The organism is Terrabacter sp. BE26, from assembly GCF_041941675.1.
Lineage (GTDB): Bacteria > Actinomycetota > Actinomycetes > Actinomycetales > Dermatophilaceae > Terrabacter.
This window is the reverse complement of sequence record NZ_CP090122.1, coordinates 1,706,136-1,726,880: the sequence shown is the minus strand read 5'-3', so window position 1 is coordinate 1,726,880 and position 20,745 is coordinate 1,706,136. Positions and strand designations below refer to the sequence as shown.

The following is a 20,745-nucleotide window of genomic DNA, read 5'->3' as shown; positions in this document are numbered from 1 at the left end:
CCCCGCGAGCCGCTGATGTCCTGTCGCAGGAACCTTCTAAGCTCAGCCGCGTGAGTGCGGAGAAGTTGGTTATCCCAGTGGTGGGGGCGGTGATCCGCTCCGAGGGACGGGTTCTGTGCGCACGACGAGGAGCGTCAGGGCGATTGGCAGGTCACTGGGAGTTCCCGGGCGGCAAGGTGGAGCTGGGTGAAAGTCCGCGAGAGGCGCTTGTCCGCGAGATCGACGAAGAGCTTCGCTGCGAAGTCCTCGTTGGATCCCGAGTTGAATCCACACGACACGAGTACGACTTCGCGACGATTGTCTTGACGACCTTCTACTGCGATCTGCTGGGCGGCGAGCCTCACCTCACCGACCACGACGAAGTCAGGTGGTGCACCCCGGGTGAGATGGAGGGCTTGCTTTGGGCGCCGGCAGACATCCCCGCGGTCGAGCGCGTGAGGCGTGACCTGACGCATGGCGACTGACTTCAACTGGCTGGGCGACCTCTCCCTCGACGTCCAGTTCGGGTATCTCGGCACGGAACGGGTAGCGCCACGTCGACGTCATCCACAGCTGGTCTGCAACGACGCAGACAACACTGCTCTCCGGGTCATTCGCGAGGAGCTGTCGACGTGCGACAGCTTCCTGTTCTCGGTTGCTTTCGTCTCCCCTCGCGCAGTCGCCTTGTTGCTAACGGACCTGCTCGAGTTCCAGGGGCGGGGACGGATCGTGACGTCTGACTACTTGGCCTTTAACTCGCCTGCTGCCTTTGCCGAGCTTCTTCGCCTGCAGAGGCACGGGCTCGATGTTCGAATCCATCGATCCCCGGCCTTCCACCCCAAGGGGTACGTCTTCGAGCACGGCGACTCAGTGACGGCGATGCTCGGGAGCTCGAACCTCACTGAGACCGCGCTGGTCAAGAATCATGAGTGGAACCTCCGGGTTTCCGCCGCCCGCTCGAGCGACCTTGGCAGACAGCTCCAACAGCTCACCGACAAGCAAATCCAGGACTCCGATCCACTCACCCAAGACTGGGTAGACCTGTACGCCAGCACCTACAAGGCACCACCGCCGCGACCTCCTCGGTCCCTCGACGGGCTCGCGGGCGTGACGACACTGGTCCCGACCAACGGCTCGATCGAGATCCAGGCCCAAGCTCCAGCGTCAGCCTCAGGCGAAACCACTGATGCCGCTTCCCCTCCCGCGCGCCCGGCCATCCTGCCAAACCGCATGCAACGCGAGGCCCTGGCCGCCATTGCCGAGGCCCGCGCCGACGGCGCCGACCGTGCCGTCATCATCTCGGCAACAGGCACCGGAAAGACCATCCTCTCGGCATTGGACGTCAGAGCCGTCAACCCTAACCGCATGCTGTTCATCGTCCATCGTGAGCAGATCTTGGACCGGACCATCCAGGAGTACGCCAGAGTCCTCAATCGGCCATTGAGCGACTTCGGCAAGCTCGCTGGCGGATCGAAACAGATCGACCGACCTTTCATCTTCGCCACGATCCAGACCCTGTCCAAGGCAAGTACGCTTGAGTCGATCGATCCGAGAGCCTTCGACTACGTGCTGGTCGACGAGGTCCACCGAGCCGGCGCGGCCAGCTATCTCAAGGTCCTTAAGCACCTCAAGCCAGACTTCATGCTCGGAATGACCGCCACGCCCGAGCGCACCGATGGGTTCAACGTCTATGAGCTCTTTGACTATGTCGTCCCGTACGAGATACGCCTGAATAGAGCCCTCGAAGAAGAGATGTTGGCGCCATTTCACTACTACGGAATCGCTGACATCTCCTTTGAGGACGGAACCAGCACAGACGAGTTCGCGATCCTGACGCGCCTGACGTCGCCAGAACGCGTCCGGCATGTTCTCGACGCTCTAGAGACCTATGGGCAGGCCGGGATTCAGCCACGTGGCCTCATCTTCTGCAGTCGCAAGGATGAGGCGCGACAGCTCTCCGAAGCGTTCAACCAGGCGACGCTGAACGGCAAGCGACTACGCACCGTCGCGCTCACCGGGGACGATTCCATTCCCTTCCGCGAGGAGGTGGTCGAGCGACTCGAACGCGGCGACCTTGACTACATCCTCACGGTCGACGTCTTCAACGAGGGCGTCGACATTCCGACCGTGAACCAGGTCGTCATGCTTCGCCAGACGCAGTCGGCCATCGTGTTCGTGCAACAACTCGGACGAGGCCTGCGCAAGGCCCCCGGCAAGGAGTACCTCGTCGTTGTCGACTTCATTGGCAACTACGCGAACAACTACCTCATCCCCATCGCGCTCTTCGGCGATGAGTCTCTCAACAAGGAGTCGGTCCGGCAGAACCTGATCGCGGCAGAGGAGATCGGCGTCGTCGCAGGCCTCTCGAGCGTACGTTTCGACAAGGTCGCGGAAGCGCGCGTCTTGGCGTCGATCAGCCAGACCCGCCTAGATGACATGCCTAAGCTGCGTCTCGCGCTGATGGCGATGCGAGACCGCGTGGGTGGCGTGCCGCGCCTGTGGGACTTCTGGCGATTCGAGTCGACGGATCCGATCGTTCTGGCAACCAGGCGCGAGCACTACCCGGCCCTGGTCCAAGCTGCACTCAAGGAGAAGTCGGACCTGTCTCCGCGGCAGGGCAAAGCACTCGAGCTGTTGTCTCACGAGATGCTCACAGCCAAACGACTAGGTGAGACTCGCCTTCTGAAAGCGCTACTCGAGTCCGAGTCGCTGGAACGTCAAGACGCCCGGGAAGTACTGGCGCTGCACGGCGACCTAGCATCCGAGCGCCTGCTCGACAGTGTCATCGACACCTTCACCCTCGAGCAGCACGCCGAAGCTGACCAGAAGCGCTACACGGTTGGATTGATGCAGCGCCTCGAGGGTGGCGGCGTCGCTCTAACGCCTGAGTTTGGCTGGGACTATCAAAGTTCCCGTGCCTTCCGTAACGAGGTGGACGACCTCGTAAGAACCGGCGAAGCCATGGCTGCCGCCCTGTACGACCCCACCAGGCCCTTCACACCTGGTCGGCAGTATTCGCGGAAGGAGGTCTGCCGAATCCTGGGCTGGCCCCGCAAATACACGTCGACGCTCTATGGGTATCGCGCTGATGTCGCGACGGGCGACTGCCCCATCTTCGTGACCCTTCACAAGGGTGATGGCATCGCCTCTAGCACCGCTTACGAGGACGCGTTGCTCGACCAGTCCACGATGCTCTGGTACACGCGGTCGCGCCGAACGTTGGCCAGTGCCGAGGTGGATCACATCGTCAAAGGCCGCGTCAAGCTGCGCGTCTTCGTCAAGAAGGACGACGCGGAGGGCTCGCAGTTCTACTACCTGGGGGACGCGGCGCCGCAGGACTTCGAAGAGACCACGATGCCCGATGACGCGGGAAAGCTCCTCCCAGTTGTGCGCATGCACCTGAAGTTCGCCGAACCCATCCAGGCAAGCCTCTTCGACTACTTCCATCCCGTGGTCACGGTGTGAGCTCGGTCAGGTAGGCGATGAACGAGGCGAGTCAGCATGCTCGGGGGCTCCGGGGCGAAGTCCATCGCTCAGAAGCAGTTCGTACAGACACCGGATAGCGGCATCTCCATGAAGCACGTAGGGCAGACCGCCCCTCGGCGCACCTCTGGCGTCGCCAAGCGTGGGGCGCGCTCGCGCACCTCACGGGTCCTCGTCGTCAGGGTCGGCTGCGCATCAGCAGGGACGTCGGCTCCCCAGCGCCGGTAGCACTCGAGGCGCGCGGCGGCCGCGTGGGTTTCCCGCTCGAGCTGGTCGTGGATCGGTGCCTGGCCATAGACGCGCACACCTCGTCATAGCCGTCACCGACCTGCCCGTCCTGCTTGTGCACGACGAGTGACGTGAGCGGCGGCTCTCCGCGCAGGTGGTTGACCTTCACGAGGTCGGCCAACAGGCCGCCGATCCAGTTGCGCATCGCAGACCTGGTGTGCAGCGCCGACCGTCGCTGGACCTCCTCGGCGAGCTCGGAATAGGTGATGACGGCGTTGTAGCGACCCGCGGTCTCCACCAGCACCTCGTAGGCGTGCTTCGCCCAGTAGGGCTGCGCCACCTTGGGCGTCACATACGTCTCGCTGTCAGACACCGCCAGCCTTTCCCTTCCAAACTTCCGTTGACCGAGCCCAGTCTCCACCTGCCTCGGTCGCAGCTCCGGGCCGGGCTGTTCGCGCGCCTGGCCGGCTTGGCGCCCTTCCGGTTCTCGGCAGCCGAGTGGCGCTTCGCCCTAAGGTCGAAGAAACCAGACACAGGGAGGAACGTCATGCCGCAGTACAAGGTGGTTGAACTTCGCGAAGGACTCATCGGAGGGAAGATGTCCGGCGACAAGCTCGAGAAGGTGCTGAACGAGTACGGCTCGAAGGGGTGGGCGCTCAAGGCGATCACGTCCGTGGACGTCAAGGGCCGCGTCGGGCCCGGCGGCGTCAGCGGCATCCTGGTCACCTTCGAGAAGCCCTGATTGCGCCCACCATTCAGGTCCAGCAGAGCCCAGCAGGCACCTCAACTCGGAAGCTGCTCCGCATAGCGGAGCAGCTTCCGAGCGTTCGACACATGACCGAGCAGCCCACGCGTCCCGCGCGCCTGCTCACATGTCCTGGTCTGGCGTCCCCTCTGTCGCGATCACGTGCATGACCGCGTTGATCAGGGCCAGGTGGGTGAACGCCTGCGGGAAGTTCCCTAGGTGCCGCCCGGTGTGGACGTCGATCTCCTCGGCAGCCAGCCTTTAGCCCCAAGCGGCGGTGACGGGTCATACGCACCCGCCACCGCCCGCGTGCTACTTGATGAGGGTCCAGTCCCCGCAGCGGCTGGACTTGAATTCCTGACCGCGCTTCAGCGTGACAGAGGGCCGGCCGCCGGAGACGTTGTCGTTCGCGATGATGTCTTCGCCGTTGGACCCTCCGCGGGTGATGGCCCAGTAGCAGTCCGTCACGGCGTCGTCAGTGCGGTATCGGCCCGGCTTGATATCCGACCCGACCTCCCACACACCTTCGGTGATCGACGTCGAGGGGCCACCCGCAGAAATCTCCTTCAGGTCCGCAAGGTCCTTGGCCGGAAGCGCCGCCCGGGCGTCCCAGCACCCCGACATAACAGAACCCCTGATGAGGTTCTCGACAGTGTTGGCGGACATGTCGCCCGAGCCGGTCCCCGAGGCCGCATCCACGAGTTGCTTGTACCGGGCGCTGGTGGGGTCGTCGCGGAGCTTCTCGCAGATGGAGTCACGCAGGGAGAGGAGATCGGAGTCCGGTGCGTCTCCGATCTGCGCCTTCGCCGCGATGAGGAAGAGCTTGTCGGAGTCTGCCTGATTGGGGGTCTTGCCGTTCGCGGGCATTGGCGTAGGCGAGGTGGTCGGCTCCGCAGCGGCAACGTCCTCAGCGGTGGTCTCCACCGCGTCAGGGGTCGTCGAGGTCGCGGAGGTGGGCGTTGCAGCGGCCGTGGTGGCCGATGCGGTTTGAGCTGAACTGATGGGCGCGGAGCCGCCGCACGCGGTCAGGCTGAGGCAGGCTACGAGCGCAGCGCTCGCGGTGGCGATTTTCAGCCCGAATTGAGCGTTTTTCATGAGTGTCCCTGGTGTCGCATCTGTGTACTTCCTGGGGGACTCTAGGCCACGGCGGCCACGACCGTTCTCGGTGCTCGGAAACGACGCTGACAGTCCGAGCACCACCTGCGTGCCGTGCCTCTGCAGCTCCTCGACCGCCTCGCTCAGGTCGTCGTCGCCCGAGAGGAGGTAGATGACGTCCACCGACCGGTTCCGACCATGAGCCGCGAGGTCGAGCCCGATGCGCAGGTCGACGCCCTTCTGCTCACCCTGCGGGGACGTGCGTCCAAGGTGCACCCGTAGCAGGAGCAGGCCACTCGCTGTCTCCGCGTCGGCGATGAGACGAGTGACGAGGTCCGGGTACTACACCACGACGCCCTTGCGCAGCGACGTGCCGGTCACCCGGGTGGCAGCCGCCGCCAAGAGATACCCCACATCGACGTAGAGCGCGCAGTAGGACCGCATGTGGGCGGGTTCTCACGCCAGCCCGGCACACTCGCGGAGCCGCTCTGCCGCTATGTCGGGGTTCGGGCGGAAATGCCCGTCTGATCCTCGGGACGCTGCGCAAACGCGCCTGCGCGGGGCCGCCCCCTGTAACGATGGCGGCACGGAACGCTACCGAAGGGGTGGGGCATGCGATCCAGGACGCTTCTGCTTGCAACCGGGACAACCGTCGTCTGCGCCGCTTTGGCCGGCTGCTCCCCGAACCCGCCACCGACGCCGAACAGCGGGGCGACTGCCGCTCCGCCCGCTCCCGTCACCGTAACCGTGACCTCGCCGGGACCGCCCATCACCACGACGACGACGCCGGACCCTCCGCCACCTCCCTCTACCTCCACCTTCGCGTCCTGGTCGGACGTGGCCAAGTCGGCGAAGCCGGCGATCGTGCGCATCGACGTCGCGACCTGTGACTCCCGGGGGATGGGCTCGGGGTTCGTCGTCGGCGACCACCTCGTCATGACCGCCAACCACGTGGCAGCTGGCGCCTCGGCGCTCACGCTGCAGTTCCCGGGCGGAGTGACGCGTGCACGCGTGGTCGGCCTTGACCCGCAGACGGACTCGGCCCTGTTGAGGACCGACGCCGCCATCACCAACCGCGCGTTGCCGCTGAAACCGAACCTGCCCGACCTCGGGGAGTCGGTGGCCGTGCTCGGCTTCCCGCTGGAGACCTACGAGCTCCGCTTCACGGACGGCTCGGTCAGTGGCCTGCACCAGAACGTCAAGTACGACCCGAACGGCCCCGAGATCGACGCCATGGTCACCGACTCCGCCATCAACCCCGGCAACTCCGGCGGCCCCGTCCTCGACAGGCAGGGGCAGGTGGTCGGCCTCGTCTCGGGGCACCGCCTGTGGGTCAGCGGAGACGGGTCCCCCGAGCCGGCCCAGGGTCAGGGCTATGTCGTCCCGTCCCCTGACCTCGCGACCAATCTCGAGCGCTGGCGGTCCAAGCCCGACCTGCCGTTGGTCAAGTGCGGAGAAACCTACGACGCAGCAGGTGCCGACCGCACGATTCAGGTCAACATCGACTCGGACGACCCCGTGGCGCAGGACATCGCCAGGTCGCTCTCGGTGCACGGCGACGGCATCAACTCCGGCAACTACGAAGCCGCATGGCAGGTCCTGACCAGCCGCATGCAGAGGACTCTGGGCAGCGTGGAGTCGTGGTCCGCTGCTCTCGCCACCTCCTACTGGACGGCGATCGCGATCGAGCGCGTCACCGGAACCGGCGACGTCAGAGTCGTCCGGGTGCACCTCAAGACAGAGCAGTCGAGCGACCACGGCTACCACGGCCAGACGTGCAGCGACTGGACCATCGACTACGGAATGAGACAGTCCAGAGGGGGCTGGCTCATCGACTCCGCGAAGACGCCCGAGGGGCCGCCCACCGCCTGTTGAGCAGGGGGAGGAGCGCATGCCCCGCACGCGCTTCTGGGCGCGCGAACTCACACGTCCTGGTCGGGCCTCTCCTCAGTCGCGATCACGTGCATCACCGCGTTGATCAGGGCCAGGTGGGTGAACGCCTGCGGGAAGTTCCCGAGGTGCCGCCCGGTGTGGACGTCGATCTCCTCCGCGTACAGGTCGAGCGGCCCGGCGAACGACAGCAGCTTCGCGCACAGCTCGTGCGCCCGCTTGCGCTCCCCGATCTCGCACAGCGCCGAGACCAGCCAGAACGAGCAGATCGTGAAGGTGCCCTCCTCGCCGGTGAAGCCGTCGTCCGTCTCGTCGACCCGATACCGGAGCACCAGCCCGTCGACGGTCAGCTCGTCCGCGATCGCCAGCACCGTCGCCTTGATCCGCGGGTCGTCCCGCGGCAGGAAGCGCACCAGGGGCGCCAACAGCAGGGACGCGTCCAGCGCGTCGGTGTCGTAGTGCTGCACGAGCACGCCGCGCGAGTCGACGCCGTGGGCGAGGATGTCCTCCTTGATCTCGTCGGCCGCCAACTGCCACTCGGCGGCCTGCGCCTCCTGGCCGATCTTCGACGCGAGCCGGGCGCCGCGGTCGACCGCGACCCAGCACATGATCTTCGACGACGTGAAGTGCCTGAGCTCCCCGCGGACCTCCCAGATGCCGGCGTCCGGCTCGCGCCACCGCTTCAGCGCCGCCTCCACCTGCTTGCCGAGGATCGGCCAGATCCGACCGTCCAGGTGGTCGGCGACCTTCGAGTGCAGGTAGACCGAGTCGAGCAGCGCGCCCCACACGTCGTGCTGCACCTGGGAGTGCGCGGCGTTGCCGACGCGCACGGGGTGCGACCCGGCATACCCCTGCAGGTGGTCAAGCGTCGACTCCGGGAGGTCATGCTCCCCGCCGATGCCGTACATGATCTGCAGGTCCTCGTCCCGTTCGGCCATGTCGGCGATGAACGAGAAGAAGTCCACGGCCTCCCAGTCGAACCCGAGCGAGTACATCGCCCACAGCGCGAACGTCGCGTCACGGATCCACGTGTAGCGGTAGTCGTAGTTGCGCGCCCCGCCGAGCGTCTCCGGCAGCGACGTCGTCGCCGCCGCGGCGATCGCCCCGGTCGGCGCGTAGGTCAGACCCTTGAGGGTCAGGGCGCTTCGCTGCAGGTAGCTGCGCCAGGGATGGTCCGGGAAGCGGCCGCGCGCGAGCCAGTGCTGCCAGTGGTGCGCCGTCCACTGGAGCCGCTCGCGCGCCTCCTGGCTCGTCGTCGGCGGCGGCACCGCACCCCATGACAGGGCCACGAACCGCTCGTCCCCCTCCCTGAGCAGCGTCCGCGCCGTCGCCTGCGCCCCCTCGAAGCCGAGCCGGAAGTCCGTCGTCAGCGTCAGTCTCAGGTCGAACCCCTCGGCCTGCGCGACCCCACCGAGGTAGCCCCGGTCGGTGTACTCCCACTGCAGGGTCCGCCGGCCGTAGTCCAGGCACGGCTCGCACGCCATCACCGTCTGCACCTCGCCTGACACGCACCGCACCGTCCGCAGCAGCGTGTGCTCCGCGTCGTAGTCCATCGGCGTGCGCCGGTGCTTCTGCGAGACCCCCTCGTCGTGGTGCCACGGCCCGATGAGCAGCACGTCGCGCACGACGATCCACCCCGTCGGCGTGCCCCAGCTCGTCTCGAGCACATTCGTGCCCGGCAGGTAGCGCCGCGCCGTCGGCACCTCGATGTCCGTGGGCCCCAGCGCGAACCGCCCCGCGTGCCGCCCGAGCAGCGACCCGAAGACGCTCGGCGAGTCCATCCGCGGCACGCACATCCAGTCGATGTCGCCGCCCGGAGCGACGAGCGCCGTCACCTCGCCGTCGGCCAGGAATCCGTAGTCCGCGATCGGCACCGTCTTGACGTGCCGCATCGGCGAATGCGTGGTCGGCGTCGCCGCTGATCCCTCCATGAGCACAGCGTGCGCCCGCGCGCGTGCGCGGACAAGGGAAACGTATGCCGTCACGACCACCGGCGCCCCGCGCGGACGGTGACGCTCGGCCGGCTCAGCTCCCCGGCTTCGCCCGCGGCCACACCGCCTGGAGGTCCTGCGGCGTCTGCACCACCGAGCCGTCCGCGGACGCGTACGCCAGGTAGCAGGCCGGCATGGCCGCGCAGTGCTCGAAGAGGATCGTCCCGTCCGGCGTCCAGCTCGGGTGCATGGCCAGCGCCGGCTGCTGCAGGTGGGTCACCTGCCGCAGCCGGGTCCCGTCGGGCCGCACCGTCCAGAGGTCGTGCTCGGCGTCCCCGGCCACCACGTCCGGGTCGTTGGTGGAGAACACGATGGTGTCGGTCTTCCAGCTCCAGTCCGGATACGTGCCCGGCAGGCGGGGCGCCAGGACGCGGGGGACCTGCGTCCGCGGCCGCGCCAGGTCGAGCACCGCGATGCTCGGGGACCCCGACACCGGGGCCGTCGCCGTCGCAGGTCCGGCCGGCCAGCGGGTGACCTGGACGACGAGCCGGCGACCGTCCGGCGACCACCGCGGGAAGGCGAACTCCACGAGCGGCTCCCGCGTCTCGGCGACGACGCGCCGCCGCCCCGTGGCGAGGGTGACGACCTCGACCGCGTTGCGCGCGACCCTCGTGCCCGCCGCATCCAGCTCCGTGACGGCGTAGGCGAGCTGGTCACCCCGAGGCGAGAACGCACCGAGCCCGGCGCGCAGGCACGGCGGCGCGCACGGGACTACCTCACGGGCGCCGCTCCCGTCACTCATCGCGACCCACTGCGACGCCGTGAACGGCTGCACCTCCCGGTGCACCCGCGTGAACGCCACCCTCTGCCCGTCCGGCGACCAGTCGCCGACGATGACCCCGTTGCTCTCGCCGAGCACGTCCACCGAGGGCACGAGGATCCGGCCGCCTGTGCCGTCCGGGTGCACCATGCGCAGGTGCCCCTGCACGTTGCCGAGCACGTATGCCGTCTGCTTGACGAGCGGCGCACCCCCGGTCGCCGGGCCGCTGGGCGGGAGAGTGGACGGTGACGACGTGCTCGGACGCGCGACGCTCGCGGTCGCCGGCGGCGTGGTGGTGGCTGCTCCGGGCGCGCTGGTGCACGCGGCCAGGGAGGACGCGACGAGCGCCACGACGACGAGGGCCCCGGACCGGACGGCGACCGCTGCTCCCACGACACCTCCCGGCTCGTGACATCTCCCGCCTCCGAGTGTGCTCCCGGCCGCACGGCACGAAACCGGTTTCCGCGGGACCGCGCCGCCCCCCGGTCTGCAAGAGATGCGCAAATATCTGCGATTCGGCACGAGCTGCCTGTGTCAGGGCGTGCACTGGGGGTAGTCGACCATCGACGGGGAGGGAACTTAGGCGGTTGGCCCGTTGCGGTACGGAACCGTCACCCGGGGCCCGGGCTCGCATCGCGAGGCGGGCCCCTTCGCCACCCCGGAACACTCCACGGCACGGTCTCCGGCTGATCTACGGCGGGCCCACGCGGCCTGTGGCCGCACTCGCGGCCAGCGCCCGGCCAGGAGCTCCGGCGTCTGCACCACCGAACCGTCGGCCGACGCAGACGCCAGGGGCAGGCCCGGGCGGCCAGCGGTCGAGACCGAACTTCAGACACTTATTGCCCCGCTGCACGCCCGTCCGCAGGGTGCTTAGCGCAGAGGGGGCAGTCACCGGTGCTGGACCGACTGACACCCCGAGTTGCATGGACCACCATCCCGGCGGGGAAGCCACTCAGCGGATCGCCTTGGGGCGTGGTGAAGCTGTGGATAACTACAGGTAATTACCCTGAGGGAAACGATGAATAGGCTGAGTGTCCTGGGATGTTTCCGCAGGTCAGAGGCGGTCTACGGCTGTCAAGCATGGCCGCTTCCACGTCCTGTGGAGTGACATGCTGGCGATCTGTCCCTTTGCGCCCGTAGACTCCATTCAGCGAGCCAAGGTGAGGTGAGCGCGATGGAAACGTCGTGCCCACCGATCTCGAGGTGAGCGCACCTTCAAGAGGCCTCAGGGCTAGAGAGGAGGTGAGTTTATGTACGACGCAAGTCGGCCGCAGTCGTCACGCAACAGGCGAAAGCGGCCCGATGTGAGGGGATGGATCTGGACGTCTACCCCACTTATCGTGGCCGCTCTCGATGCACTATTGCGCTGGCGAGGTTTGAAGTAACTCACCGGGCGGGGCCAGTGTTGGTAGCACTGGCTCCGCCCTCATTATTGCACTGGAAGCGTTCCTATAGTCAACGTTGCGATGTGGAGACGCTGTACTCGTCGCCTAGTCGACAGGATCCGCTAGCAAAAATTATCTCAACTGGTACGTCGCCGCGAGCCACGCACCTAGGCGCGCAGTACGCCACACGTAAGCCCGGCGTCGCATGAGCTCCTGAGGCCGGCAGTGTCGCCTCGGCGTTGGTTCGTGCGATCGGGTGACGAGCTCTCCGCTCACCGAGGGGCAGCGCGACAGGCGGCGGCGATGTCCACCAGCAGCTCGTGCGCAAGGCGCTCGAACTCGGCGCGGAGGGGCGCCCGTGCCGACCGACAGCCGCACCAATGCGTGCGCCCCCCAACAGCAACACGCAGGCCATCGACGCCTCGCGCGTCTCGGTGGTCATCGCCTCGATGCAGGTGCCGACTAGGACTGACGAACCCTCCAACCGATGCCCCGGCCCCGAGCTCGCATCGCGACGCGGGCCCCTTCGCCACCTGACATCTTGGTCCACCGCGTCTACGGTCGCGCTCGCGGCCAGCGACCGGCCAGGCGCTCCGGCGTCTGCACCACCGCGCCGTCGGCAGAGGCATACGCCAGGAAGCAGGCCGGCAGCGCGACGCAGTGCTCGAAGAGGACCACCCCGTCCGGGGTCCACGACGGGTGCACGGCCGCCGCCGGCGGTCGGAAGTGCGTCAGCCGGCGCAGCCCGGTCCCGTCCGGCCGCACGGTCCACAGGTTGCGGTCGGCCCTGCCGTCGACAGCGTGCGGGTCGTTGGTCGAGAAGACGATGACGCCGGTCCGCCAGCTCCAGTCCGGGTGGCTGCCGGGCAGACCCGGAGCCAGGACCCGCGGCGTCTGGGCCCGCGGACGAGCCAGGTCGAGGACGGCGATCCTCACCGAGGGAGAGGCCCGACGTGGCGACGAGGCAGGCACCCGCGGCCATCTGATGACCTGGACCACGAGCCTGCGGCCGTCCGGCGACCAGCGCGGCCAGGTCAGCTCGACGAGCCGGTCCGCGGTCTCGGCGACGACGTGCCGCCGCCCCGACGACAGCGTCGCCACCTCGATGGCGCTGCGCGCGTGCCGGGCCCTCCCGCCGAGCTCGCTCACGGCATACGCGATGCGGTCGCCGTCGGGCGACCAGGACCCCAGGCCGGCCCGCTGGCACGGGTTGACGCAGCGGACCACCTCGCGGGTAGCGTCCCCGTCGCCATCCGCCACCCACAGCGACGACCGCAGCGGCTCCGGCCCGTGGTGCAGGCGCGTGAACGTCAGCTGCCGGCCGTCCGGCGACCAGTCGCCGGCCAGGGTGAGGACCGAGCTCTCCGGCGCGTCGACCGAGGGCACCGCGATCCTGCCGCCGGACCCGTCGGCGTGGACGACTCGCAGGTGCCGACCGACGACGGCGAGGACGTCTGCCGTCCGAGCGACGAGCGGGCCGGCCGTGCGGGTCGGCCGGCTCGCACCCGCGGCCGGTGCAGGGGAGGTCGGCGGAGGCCGTTGCGTCGGGGTGGCCTCGGCGGGTGCGACTGCCTCGGTCTCCGGGGCGGCCGAGGGTGCGTGGCAGGCGGTGCAGCCGACGACGACGAGCGCCGTGGCCAGCGCGACGGCGGCGACGAGCGCCCGTGCGTGGGCGGTTGCTGCGGTCACGACACCTCCCGGGTCGTGATGGTTGCCCGTCGGCCAGTGTGCCTCCGGCAGCTGCCGCACGTCTCGGACAGGGGTGGATCCGGCTCAGCGGCTGGCTTCGCGCGGCTGGGTCACCGGGCGACCCAACGCACAGGGGGCCGGGGAGCCGGCGCCGAAGCGTCCAGCCCCGCCGGGCTCAGGCGACGGCGATGTCGACGAGCAGCTCGTGGGCGAGCCGCTCGAGGTCGGCGCGCAGCGCTGCGGTGTCCGACCCCATGGGCACCCGCACGACGACGTGCGCCTCGAAGAGCAGGCCGCCGGCCATCGGCGCCTCGCGCGTCCCCGTCGTCATCGTCTCGATCGACAGCTCGTGCCGGTTCAGCACCGACGACACCTCGCGGACGATCCCGGGGTTGTCGTTGCCGAGCAGGTCCACGGTCAGCCGCTGCGCGCCGCTGTCGTCCGCGACGACCGTCGCCTCGGCCCCCGGGTGGGTCGTCACCTCGAGCAGACCCTCGAGCTGCTTCAACGCCGCGGTCAGCTCCTCGGCGCGCTCGGCCGGGACCCCTACGACGACGATGCCCGCGAATTTGCCCGCCAGCTCGGCCAGCTGGCTGTCCTCCCAGTTGCCGTCGTGCGCGGTGACGACGTCCGCGAGGGCAGTGACGAGGCCGGCGCGGTCGTCGCCGATGACGGTGAGCACGAGTCGAGGCACGCTCGCAGCCTACTGACCCAGACCCGTCGCGTCCCGGGCGAACGCCCCGGAACGCTCGCGGCAGGCCGAGAGGGGGCCGGGCCGGGTGTGCCCGCTTCTTGAGTCCACCCGGCCCGGCCGAAAGGGTGGCCGCCGTCAGCTGGCGGCCAGGTCCCCGACTCGCTGACCTCGCTCGTCGGGGTGCTCAGGGGATGCGGGGGAGTCGGGCCCGTCCGGAAGGTCGGAGGGGCGGCGCTCGGCCAGGCCGGCCATGCCCCAGCGCACCGCCGCCGTGCCGAGGTGGCCGAGCGGGCGCGCCACGAGGGCCGACACGACGTCGGGCACCGGGAGGCCGAGCATCTCGCGCGCCCACCACGGCAGCAGGGACACCCCACCCGAGGCGAGCGTGGCGTAGCCGGGGCGGGCGTAGAACGGCAGCGGCGGGTCGAGCAGCAGGAAGCGCGCCGCCTCACGGGCGGCCGGGGTGGCCTCGAGCTCGGGCCGGTAGGAGTCGAGCAGGGCGGCGAGCTCGACCACCGACTGCGGCGGGTCGACAACCCCGAGCCGGGCCGCGGGGATGCCGGCCTGGCGGACATAGACGTCGGCCTCGTCATCGGTCAGCGGCGTGGCGCCGAACGTCTGGTAGCCGCGCAGGAACGAGTCGATCTCCGCCGCGTGCACCCATGCCAGCAGGTGCGGGTCATCGGCGCGGTAGGGCCGGCCCAGGTGGTCCTTGCCGCGCACCCGCCGGTGGATCGAGCGGACCGTCGCGATGGCCTCCTCGGCGTGCTCAACCGTGCCGAAGGTCGTCGTCGCGAGGTAGTGGCTGGTCCGCTGCAGCCGCCCCCACGGGTCGCTCTTGTAGCCGCTGTGGCCGGCGACCCCGGCCATCGCCATCGGGTGCAGCATCTGCAGCAGCAGCGAGGTGATGCCCGCCGGGAACATCGACGCGTCGGCGTGCACCCGCCACACCGGGTCCTCCGGCGTGAACCACCGCTTGCCCTCGGCGCCCCAGATGCGCTGCGCGCGGGCCGGCGCGTCGTCGCCGGCCACCTTGCTGCGCAGCATCAGACCGAGCTGGCGCTGGACCAGCCGGGCTGCTGCGGTCGGGCTCATGGAGCACACGGTAAGGCGAGGGCAGGCGTTGTGAGAAACGTTCTGTCCAATGTTCGACCAGTCGTCGTGACAGGTCAATCGAGCGTGATCCGGATGCCCGCCCGCGGGCTCCTCGGCCGGACGCGGTCGGTGACCGAGGCGAGCGCGTCGCCGAGCCGGGCCATGACGTACGTGCGGCCGATGGCGCGTTTGACCGCGGCGACGCCCGCCGCGCTGCGGTCGACGACGGCCGTGCCGGCATACGTCGGCGCCCCCTGGGGCACCCGCCCGCGCACGTCGCAGGGACGCAGCTCGACCCGGGGGTCGCGTGCCAGCCGCTTCAGCTTGCCGCTCGGGTCGAGGGTCACGACGACGAGCTCGCCCCCGTCGCGCGCCACCCAGACCGGCGTCGCCACCGGCGCGCCCGAGCGGCGGAACGTCGTCAGCGACACGTAGCGGTGGGCGGCGACGACGTCGAGGTCGCTCGGGGTGTCGGCAGAAGTGGGCGGAGGGGTCATGGGCGTCAGCGTAGGTGGCGCACGGGGCGCTCCGGCGTGTCCAGAATGGGCCATGGCGCTCGCCCTCTGCCTGCTGCTCGACCGGAGGTCGGACCGCCTCGTGCGCTCGCTCTGGCAGCGGCTCGAGGCCGACGGCATACCGACGCTGCTCAGCCACACCCACGGACAGCACCTCGCCCACCTGTCGTATGCCGTCCTGCTCACCTGGGACGAGTGCGCGGTCCGCGACGCGGTGACCGGGCTCGGCGACGGCGGGCCGGTCGAGGTCTCGGTGCAGGGCACGGTGATCTTCCCGCGGGGACGGGCGGCGCTCGCGGGCTCGGCCACCGTCGACCTCACGACCCGACAGGCGCGTGCCGTCGAGGCGCTGCGCGCCACCGGCGCGGTGATCCACCGGCACTACGAGCCGGGCCACTGGACGCCGCACGTCTCGGCGACGACCGGCGTCCCGGGCGCGCGGCTGCAGCCGGTGGTCGACGCCGTCTCCGACCGGCTGCCGCTGACGCTGCGCTTCGACCGGGCGGCGCTCATCGACACGACGTACGGCACGACCTGGGAGCTGCCCGGCGTGCCGTGACCACGCGCCCCGAAGGCCCGCGCACGGTGGGACGGAACGGACCCGGTCGGAGCCGTAGTCAACTTTTCAGCCAATTTCTCCGTTTTGCCTCGCGCGCGACATCGGCGTGGCAACCTTTCGGAGGTGCCGGACCCGAGGACACTCGGGTTCGTCAGAGCAGGACAAAAGCTTCGACGGTTGGCCCGTTGTGGTACGTGAACCGTCACTGGTAGCCCGGACTCGCCCCGCGAGCCGGGCTCCATCATTTTCCGGGCGAAACAGCCGAGGCACGGCGGATTCGCCTGTGGCTCATGGGTGCCGGGACTACCGTGGCTCCATGAGGCGCGTGGTCGCACCGGTCGCCGGCGCCGCGGCGATCCCCGTGGCACTGATGACGGTGGTGACGCTGCGGTGGTCGGCGCTGCACTGGGGCGCCACGACCGAGGAGTGCCGTGAGCAGCTGCCCGGGGACGACCTGATCAGCGACCCCGGACTCGTCGCCACCCGCGCCATCACCATTCACGCCCCACCCGAGCAGGTCTGGCCCTGGGTGGTCCAGCTCGGGGCCGACCGAGGCGGCTTCTACAGCTACGACCGGCTCGAGAACCTCGCCGGGTGCGGGGTGCGGAGCGCCGACACTGTCGTCGAGGAGTGGCAGCACCTCGATGTCGGCGACCTCGTGCACCTGCACCCGAAGGTCGCGCTGTCCGTCGCCTCGGTCGACCCCGTCCGTTCGCTCGTGCTGCACGCCGGTCCCGCCATGGCCGGGACTGGCGGCGCACCGCCGGGGTCGCTGCCCTACGACTTCACGTGGTCCTTCGTGCTGCGCCGGCATCCGCACCGGGCGACCCGCCTCGTCGTGCGGGAGCGCTTCGCCTACACGCACCCGTGGTCGTTCCTGCTCGTCGAGCCGGTCGCGGCCGCCAGCTCGGCGATGAGTCGCCAGATGCTCCACGGCATCCGGGACCGGTCCGAGCGCGCCTTCGCCGTGACCATCCCCGACCTGATCCTGCGCCAGGGCGCCCTCCGCTAGGAGGCGGTCTTGCGACCGCGGGTGAAGTAGGCGATCGGGCCGATGAAGTTGATCGCGATGATCGCGGCCCACTTGGCCTTGCTGCCCTGCACCTGCGCGGCCGGCCGGCGGGCCAGGTCGACCCACGCGGTCGCCGCGAGGGAGAGCTGCACGCTGCCGGCGACAAGGACCGCCGCCCGCTGAGCCGGCGTCAGGTCCGACCACTTCTTCTTGTTCCGGTGTGCTGCCATGACCCCTCCTGAAGTCGCGGGTTCGTCGCCGCCTCATCCGTGCCGGCGTCAGCGCAGGACGGCTCTCAGGGCATCGAGGAGGAGGCCGATCTCGGCCTCGGTGACGACGAGCGGGGGAGCGATGCGGATGGTCGAGCCATGGGTGTCCTTGACGAGCACGCCCTGCTCGAGGAGCCGGTGCGAGGCCTCGCGGCCGGTCATGAGCCCCGGCTCGATGTCGACGCCGGCCCACAGGCCCCGGCAGCGCACCGCCTCGACACCGTGCCCGACCAGCTCGCGCAGCCCCGACTCGAGGACGGCGCCGAGCCGCCGGGCCCGCTGCTGGAACTCGCCGGTAGACAGCAGCCCGACGACGGCCTGGCCGACCGCGGCTGCGAGCGGGTTGCCGCCGAAGGTCGAGCCGTGGCTGCCCGGGGTGAAGACACCGAGCACGTCGCGGTCGGCGACGACCGCGGACACCGGGACGATGCCGCCCCCGAGCGCCTTGCCGAGGACGTAGACGTCGGCAACGACTCCCTCGAGGTCGCAGGCGAAGGTGGTGCCGGTGCGGCCGAGGCCCGACTGGATCTCGTCGGCGACCATGAGCACGCCCCGACGTCGGGTCAGCTCGCGCACCTCACGCAGCCACCCGTCCGGCGGGACGATGACGCCGCCCTCGCCCTGGATCGGCTCGAGCAGCACCGCGACCGTCTCGTCGGTGATCGCCGCCTCGAGGGCCGTGATGTCGCCGAACGGCACCATGTCGAAGCCGGGCGTGTAGGGCCCGTAGTGGTCGTGCGCGACCGGGTCGTCGGAGAAGCTGATGATCGTCGTCGTGCGGCCGTGGAAGTTGCCGGCCATGACGACGATCCGGGCCCGGCCGTCCGGCACGCCCCTGACCTCGTAGCCCCAGCGCCGCGACAGCTTGATCGCCGTCTCGACCGCCTCGGCGCCGGTGTTCATCGGCAGCACGAGCTCCTTGCCGGCCAGCGTCGCGAGGTCCCGGCAGAACGGCCCGAGCCGGTCGCTGTGGAAGGCGCGGCTCGTCAACGTCAGCCGGTCGAGCTGGGCCCGCGTCGCCGCGACGAGCGCCGGGTGCAGGTGCCCGAAGTTCAGGGCGGAGTAGCCGGCGAGCGCGTCGAGATACCGGCGTCCCTCGACGTCGGTGACCCAGGCGCCCTCGGCGTGCGAGATGACGACCTCCAGCGGGCTGTAGTTGGCCGCCACCCACTCCTCGGCGAGGGAGACGTGCTCCGAGGTCGCCGTGCCCACGCCAAACCGGCCGCGATCGCCCGCTCGTGCAGCTGTGTCGCTCACCCTCCGATCGTGGCACCGAGGGCCCCGCTGAGCAGCCGATTGTGATTGCGGGGTGATCCCTCTCTCCCTCTCTCCGAATGAGGACGCCCCGTCGGCGCCGGTGGAAGACTCGAAGTGGCGGGTCCCGCAGCCAGGACCACCTGCGAAGGGGTGTGTCGGTCACGTCGGTGACCCGGCCAGGAGAAGGCCATGACCGCCGACGCGAGCACTCACACCGGCCCCCGAGCCGGCACCGGCCCCACCAGAGCCGCCCGCACCCGCGCCGTTCTCCTCGGCGCGGCCGGCCGCGACTTCCACGACTTCAACGTCGTCTTCCGCGACGACCCGAGCGTCGAGGTGGTGGCCTTCACGGCGACGCAGATCCCGGACATCGAGGGCCGCCACTACCCGCCCGAGCTGGCGGGTCCGCTTTATCCGCAGGGCATCCCGATCGTCGCCGAGTCCGAGCTGACCAGGCTCGTCGAGCGCGAGCAGGTCGACCTCGTCGTCTTCGCCTACTCCGACGTGCGCTACGAGGACGTCATGCACCTCGCGTCGCGGTGCATCGCCGCCGGCGCCGACTTCCGCCTCCACGGCGCCCGGCACACCATGCTTCGCAGCACCAAGCCGGTCGTCGCCGTGACCGCCGTGCGCACCGGCGTCGGCAAGAGCCAGACCACCCGCTACCTCGCACGGATGCTCACCGGCCTGGGACTGCGGGTCGTCGCGGTGCGCCACCCGATGCCCTACGGCAACCTCGCCGCGCAGGCCTGCCAGCGGTTCGCGACATATGCCGACCTCGACCGCCACGACTGCACCATCGAGGAGCGCGAGGAGTACGAGCCGCACCTCGACAACGGGGTCGTCGTCTACGCCGGCGTGGACTACGAGCGGATCCTGCGCGCGGCCGAGCAGGAGGCCGACGTCATCCTCTGGGACGGCGGCAACAACGACCTGCCGTTCTTCGTCCCCGACCTGCACGTCGTGCTCGCCGACCCGCTGCGCCCGGGCGACGAGACGGCATACCACCCCGGCGAGGCGAACGTCCGGATGGCCGACGTCGTGCTCATCGCCAAGTGCGACTCGGCGCGCAGCGCCGACATCGACGCCGTCGAGGCGTCGGTGCGCGCCCTCAACCCGGCCGCCACGGTGCTGCGCGCCAACAGCCCCGTGTCCGTGGACGACTGGACGCTCGTCTCCGGCAGCCGGGTCATCGTCGTCGAGGACGGCCCCACCCTCACCCACGGGTCGATGACCTACGGTGCCGGGGTCGTCGGCGCCCGGATGGCCGGTGCGGCCCAGATCGTCGACCCGACGCCGTATGCCGTGGGGTCGCTCGCCGCCACCTACGCGAAGTACCCGAACGCGCGGGGCGTCCTGCCCGCCATGGGCTACGGCGCCTCGCAGGTGCGCGACCTCGAGGCCACGATCCGCGCGGCCGTCGAGGCCGGTGCCTGCGACGCCGTCGTCAGCGGCACGCCGATCGACCTGACGCGCGTGCTGTCCGTCCCGGCGCCGCTCGTGCGGGCGCGCTACGAGCTGAGCGAGATCGTCCCCGGCGGTCTCGCCGCCGCGGTGCGGGCGGCCCTGCCACTCGAGAAGCTCGGCGCCGCCAGCGGCGCACTGCGAGAAGGGATCACGCCATGACCTCCCCGACCGGACACTCGACCGGACCCCCCACCGCTCCGGCCCAGCCGCAGCCGCCCCCCGCACGCTCCCGTGGCCGGCGGGCCGGCTACGTCGGCTCCATCGTCGTCAACCTCATCCTGCTCTGGCTCATCAACGTCTGGCCGGGCTGGCAGGTCGTGCCGTTCCTGACCGCCGCCACCGTGCTCGTCCTCGGCGCCGTCAACGCCTCGATCATCGCTCGGATCGTCGCCGACGCCGTCAACGTCGTCCTGGACCGGCCACGCGTGCGGGCCCTCGGCGACATCGTCTCCATCGGCTTCGGACTCGTCGCCCTGGCCCGGATCTGGCAGGTCTTCCCGCTCGACGTCGTCGGCACCGGCTGGGAGGTCGTGGCACGCGTCGTGCTCGTGCTCGGCTTCGTCGGCGGTGGCGTCGGGATCCTCGAGGCCCTCAGCCGGTTCGTCCGCGGCCGCTTCCCAAGGATGTGATCT

At 69.8% G+C, this 20,745-nt stretch carries 19 protein-coding genes; 8 read left to right on the top strand and 11 right to left on the bottom strand.

What is annotated here, in order from left to right:
* The first annotated feature begins 50 nt into the window (after nt 1-50).
* Both LQK93_RS08095 and LQK93_RS08090 read left to right on the top strand, forming a co-directional pair.
* Nucleotides 51-464, top strand: coding sequence for a (deoxy)nucleoside triphosphate pyrophosphohydrolase (locus LQK93_RS08095; protein ID WP_374971028.1), 414 nt, complete (start codon nt 51-53; stop codon nt 462-464).
* On the top strand, nt 454-3,444 hold the full coding sequence (locus LQK93_RS08090) for a DEAD/DEAH box helicase (RefSeq protein ID WP_374971027.1): 2,991 nt from the start codon (nt 454-456) through the stop codon (nt 3,442-3,444). Before LQK93_RS08095 ends, LQK93_RS08090 begins: the two co-directional genes overlap by 11 nt.
* 196 nt (nt 3,445-3,640) lie before the next feature.
* Here LQK93_RS08090 and LQK93_RS08085 read toward each other — a convergent pair whose 3' ends face one another.
* Complete coding sequence (locus LQK93_RS08085) at nt 3,641-4,063, bottom strand: hypothetical protein (RefSeq protein ID WP_374971026.1); 423 nt, start codon at nt 4,061-4,063, stop codon at nt 3,641-3,643.
* 174 nt (nt 4,064-4,237) lie between these two features.
* Here LQK93_RS08085 and LQK93_RS08080 point away from each other — a divergent pair, with 174 nt between their 5' ends.
* A complete protein-coding gene (locus tag LQK93_RS08080; RefSeq protein WP_374971025.1) occupies nt 4,238-4,432 on the top strand; it encodes a DUF4177 domain-containing protein in 195 nt (64 codons plus the stop codon).
* A 126-nt stretch (nt 4,433-4,558) separates the two neighbouring features.
* On the opposite strand, the gene LQK93_RS08075 is transcribed toward LQK93_RS08080, so the two are convergent.
* Together LQK93_RS08075 and LQK93_RS08070 are read right to left on the bottom strand one after the other, a co-directional pair.
* Complete coding sequence (locus LQK93_RS08075; protein ID WP_374971472.1) at nt 4,559-4,678, bottom strand: hypothetical protein; 120 nt, start codon at nt 4,676-4,678, stop codon at nt 4,559-4,561.
* 69 nt (nt 4,679-4,747) lie between these two features.
* Nucleotides 4,748-5,806, bottom strand: coding sequence for an NYN domain-containing protein (locus LQK93_RS08070; protein ID WP_374971024.1), 1,059 nt, complete (start codon nt 5,804-5,806; stop codon nt 4,748-4,750).
* A 561-nt stretch (nt 5,807-6,367) separates the two neighbouring features.
* Here LQK93_RS08070 and LQK93_RS08065 point away from each other — a divergent pair.
* Nucleotides 6,368-7,405 (top strand): S1C family serine protease, encoded by a 1,038-nt coding sequence (locus tag LQK93_RS08065; RefSeq protein WP_374971023.1) that lies wholly within the window; start codon nt 6,368-6,370, stop codon nt 7,403-7,405.
* Nucleotides 7,406-7,452: 47 nt separating this feature from the next.
* Here LQK93_RS08065 and LQK93_RS08060 read toward each other — a convergent pair whose 3' ends face one another.
* The 6 genes from LQK93_RS08060 to LQK93_RS08035 all read right to left on the bottom strand — a co-directional run bounded on the left by LQK93_RS08060 (nt 7,453) and on the right by LQK93_RS08035 (nt 15,531).
* The gene (locus LQK93_RS08060; protein ID WP_374971022.1) at nt 7,453-9,351 is read right to left on the bottom strand and encodes a glycoside hydrolase family 15 protein; all 1,899 of its coding nucleotides are present in this window, start codon (nt 9,349-9,351) and stop codon (nt 7,453-7,455) included.
* Between the two features lie 94 nt (nt 9,352-9,445).
* Nucleotides 9,446-10,564, bottom strand: coding sequence for a hypothetical protein (locus LQK93_RS08055; RefSeq protein WP_374971021.1), 1,119 nt, complete (start codon nt 10,562-10,564; stop codon nt 9,446-9,448).
* A 1,547-nt stretch (nt 10,565-12,111) separates the two neighbouring features.
* Nucleotides 12,112-13,245, bottom strand: a complete 1,134-nt coding sequence (locus tag LQK93_RS08050; RefSeq protein ID WP_374971020.1) for a TolB family protein — start codon at nt 13,243-13,245, stop codon at nt 12,112-12,114.
* Nucleotides 13,246-13,420: 175 nt separating this feature from the next.
* Nucleotides 13,421-13,939 (bottom strand): glycine cleavage system protein R, encoded by a 519-nt coding sequence (locus LQK93_RS08045; protein ID WP_374971019.1) that lies wholly within the window; start codon nt 13,937-13,939, stop codon nt 13,421-13,423.
* Nucleotides 13,940-14,074: 135 nt separating this feature from the next.
* Nucleotides 14,075-15,034, bottom strand: a complete 960-nt coding sequence (locus LQK93_RS08040) for an oxygenase MpaB family protein (RefSeq protein WP_374971018.1) — start codon at nt 15,032-15,034, stop codon at nt 14,075-14,077.
* Between the two features lie 74 nt (nt 15,035-15,108).
* Nucleotides 15,109-15,531, bottom strand: coding sequence for a PPOX class F420-dependent oxidoreductase (locus LQK93_RS08035; protein WP_374971017.1), 423 nt, complete (start codon nt 15,529-15,531; stop codon nt 15,109-15,111).
* 52 nt (nt 15,532-15,583) lie between these two features.
* Between LQK93_RS08035 and LQK93_RS08030 the strand changes: the two genes are divergently transcribed.
* Nucleotides 15,584-16,108 carry a 2'-5' RNA ligase family protein gene (locus tag LQK93_RS08030; RefSeq protein WP_374971016.1) on the top strand — a complete coding sequence of 175 codons (525 nt, stop codon included), beginning with the start codon at nt 15,584-15,586 and terminating at the stop codon, nt 16,106-16,108.
* A 316-nt stretch (nt 16,109-16,424) separates the two neighbouring features.
* Nucleotides 16,425-17,120, top strand: coding sequence for an SRPBCC family protein (locus LQK93_RS08025; RefSeq protein WP_374971015.1), 696 nt, complete (start codon nt 16,425-16,427; stop codon nt 17,118-17,120).
* Here LQK93_RS08025 and LQK93_RS08020 read toward each other — a convergent pair.
* Both LQK93_RS08020 and rocD read right to left on the bottom strand, forming a co-directional pair.
* Nucleotides 17,117-17,350 carry a PLDc N-terminal domain-containing protein gene (locus LQK93_RS08020; protein ID WP_374971014.1) on the bottom strand — a complete coding sequence of 78 codons (234 nt, stop codon included), beginning with the start codon at nt 17,348-17,350 and terminating at the stop codon, nt 17,117-17,119. The genes LQK93_RS08025 and LQK93_RS08020 overlap by 4 nt on opposite strands.
* Before the next feature lie 48 nt (nt 17,351-17,398).
* On the bottom strand, nt 17,399-18,646 hold the full coding sequence (gene rocD / locus LQK93_RS08015; RefSeq protein ID WP_374971013.1) for an ornithine--oxo-acid transaminase: 1,248 nt from the start codon (nt 18,644-18,646) through the stop codon (nt 17,399-17,401).
* A gap of 189 nt (nt 18,647-18,835) precedes the next feature.
* On the opposite strand from rocD, the gene LQK93_RS08010 reads away from it, so the two are divergent.
* Together LQK93_RS08010 and LQK93_RS08005 are read left to right on the top strand one after the other, a co-directional pair.
* The gene (locus LQK93_RS08010) at nt 18,836-20,272 is read left to right on the top strand and encodes a cyclic 2,3-diphosphoglycerate synthase (protein WP_374971012.1); all 1,437 of its coding nucleotides are present in this window, start codon (nt 18,836-18,838) and stop codon (nt 20,270-20,272) included.
* Nucleotides 20,269-20,742: a hypothetical protein gene (locus LQK93_RS08005; RefSeq protein WP_374971011.1), complete on the top strand. Its 474-nt coding sequence runs from the start codon at nt 20,269-20,271 to the stop codon at nt 20,740-20,742. The genes LQK93_RS08010 and LQK93_RS08005 overlap by 4 nt, the downstream gene beginning before the upstream one ends.
* Nucleotides 20,743-20,745 lie beyond the last annotated feature (3 nt).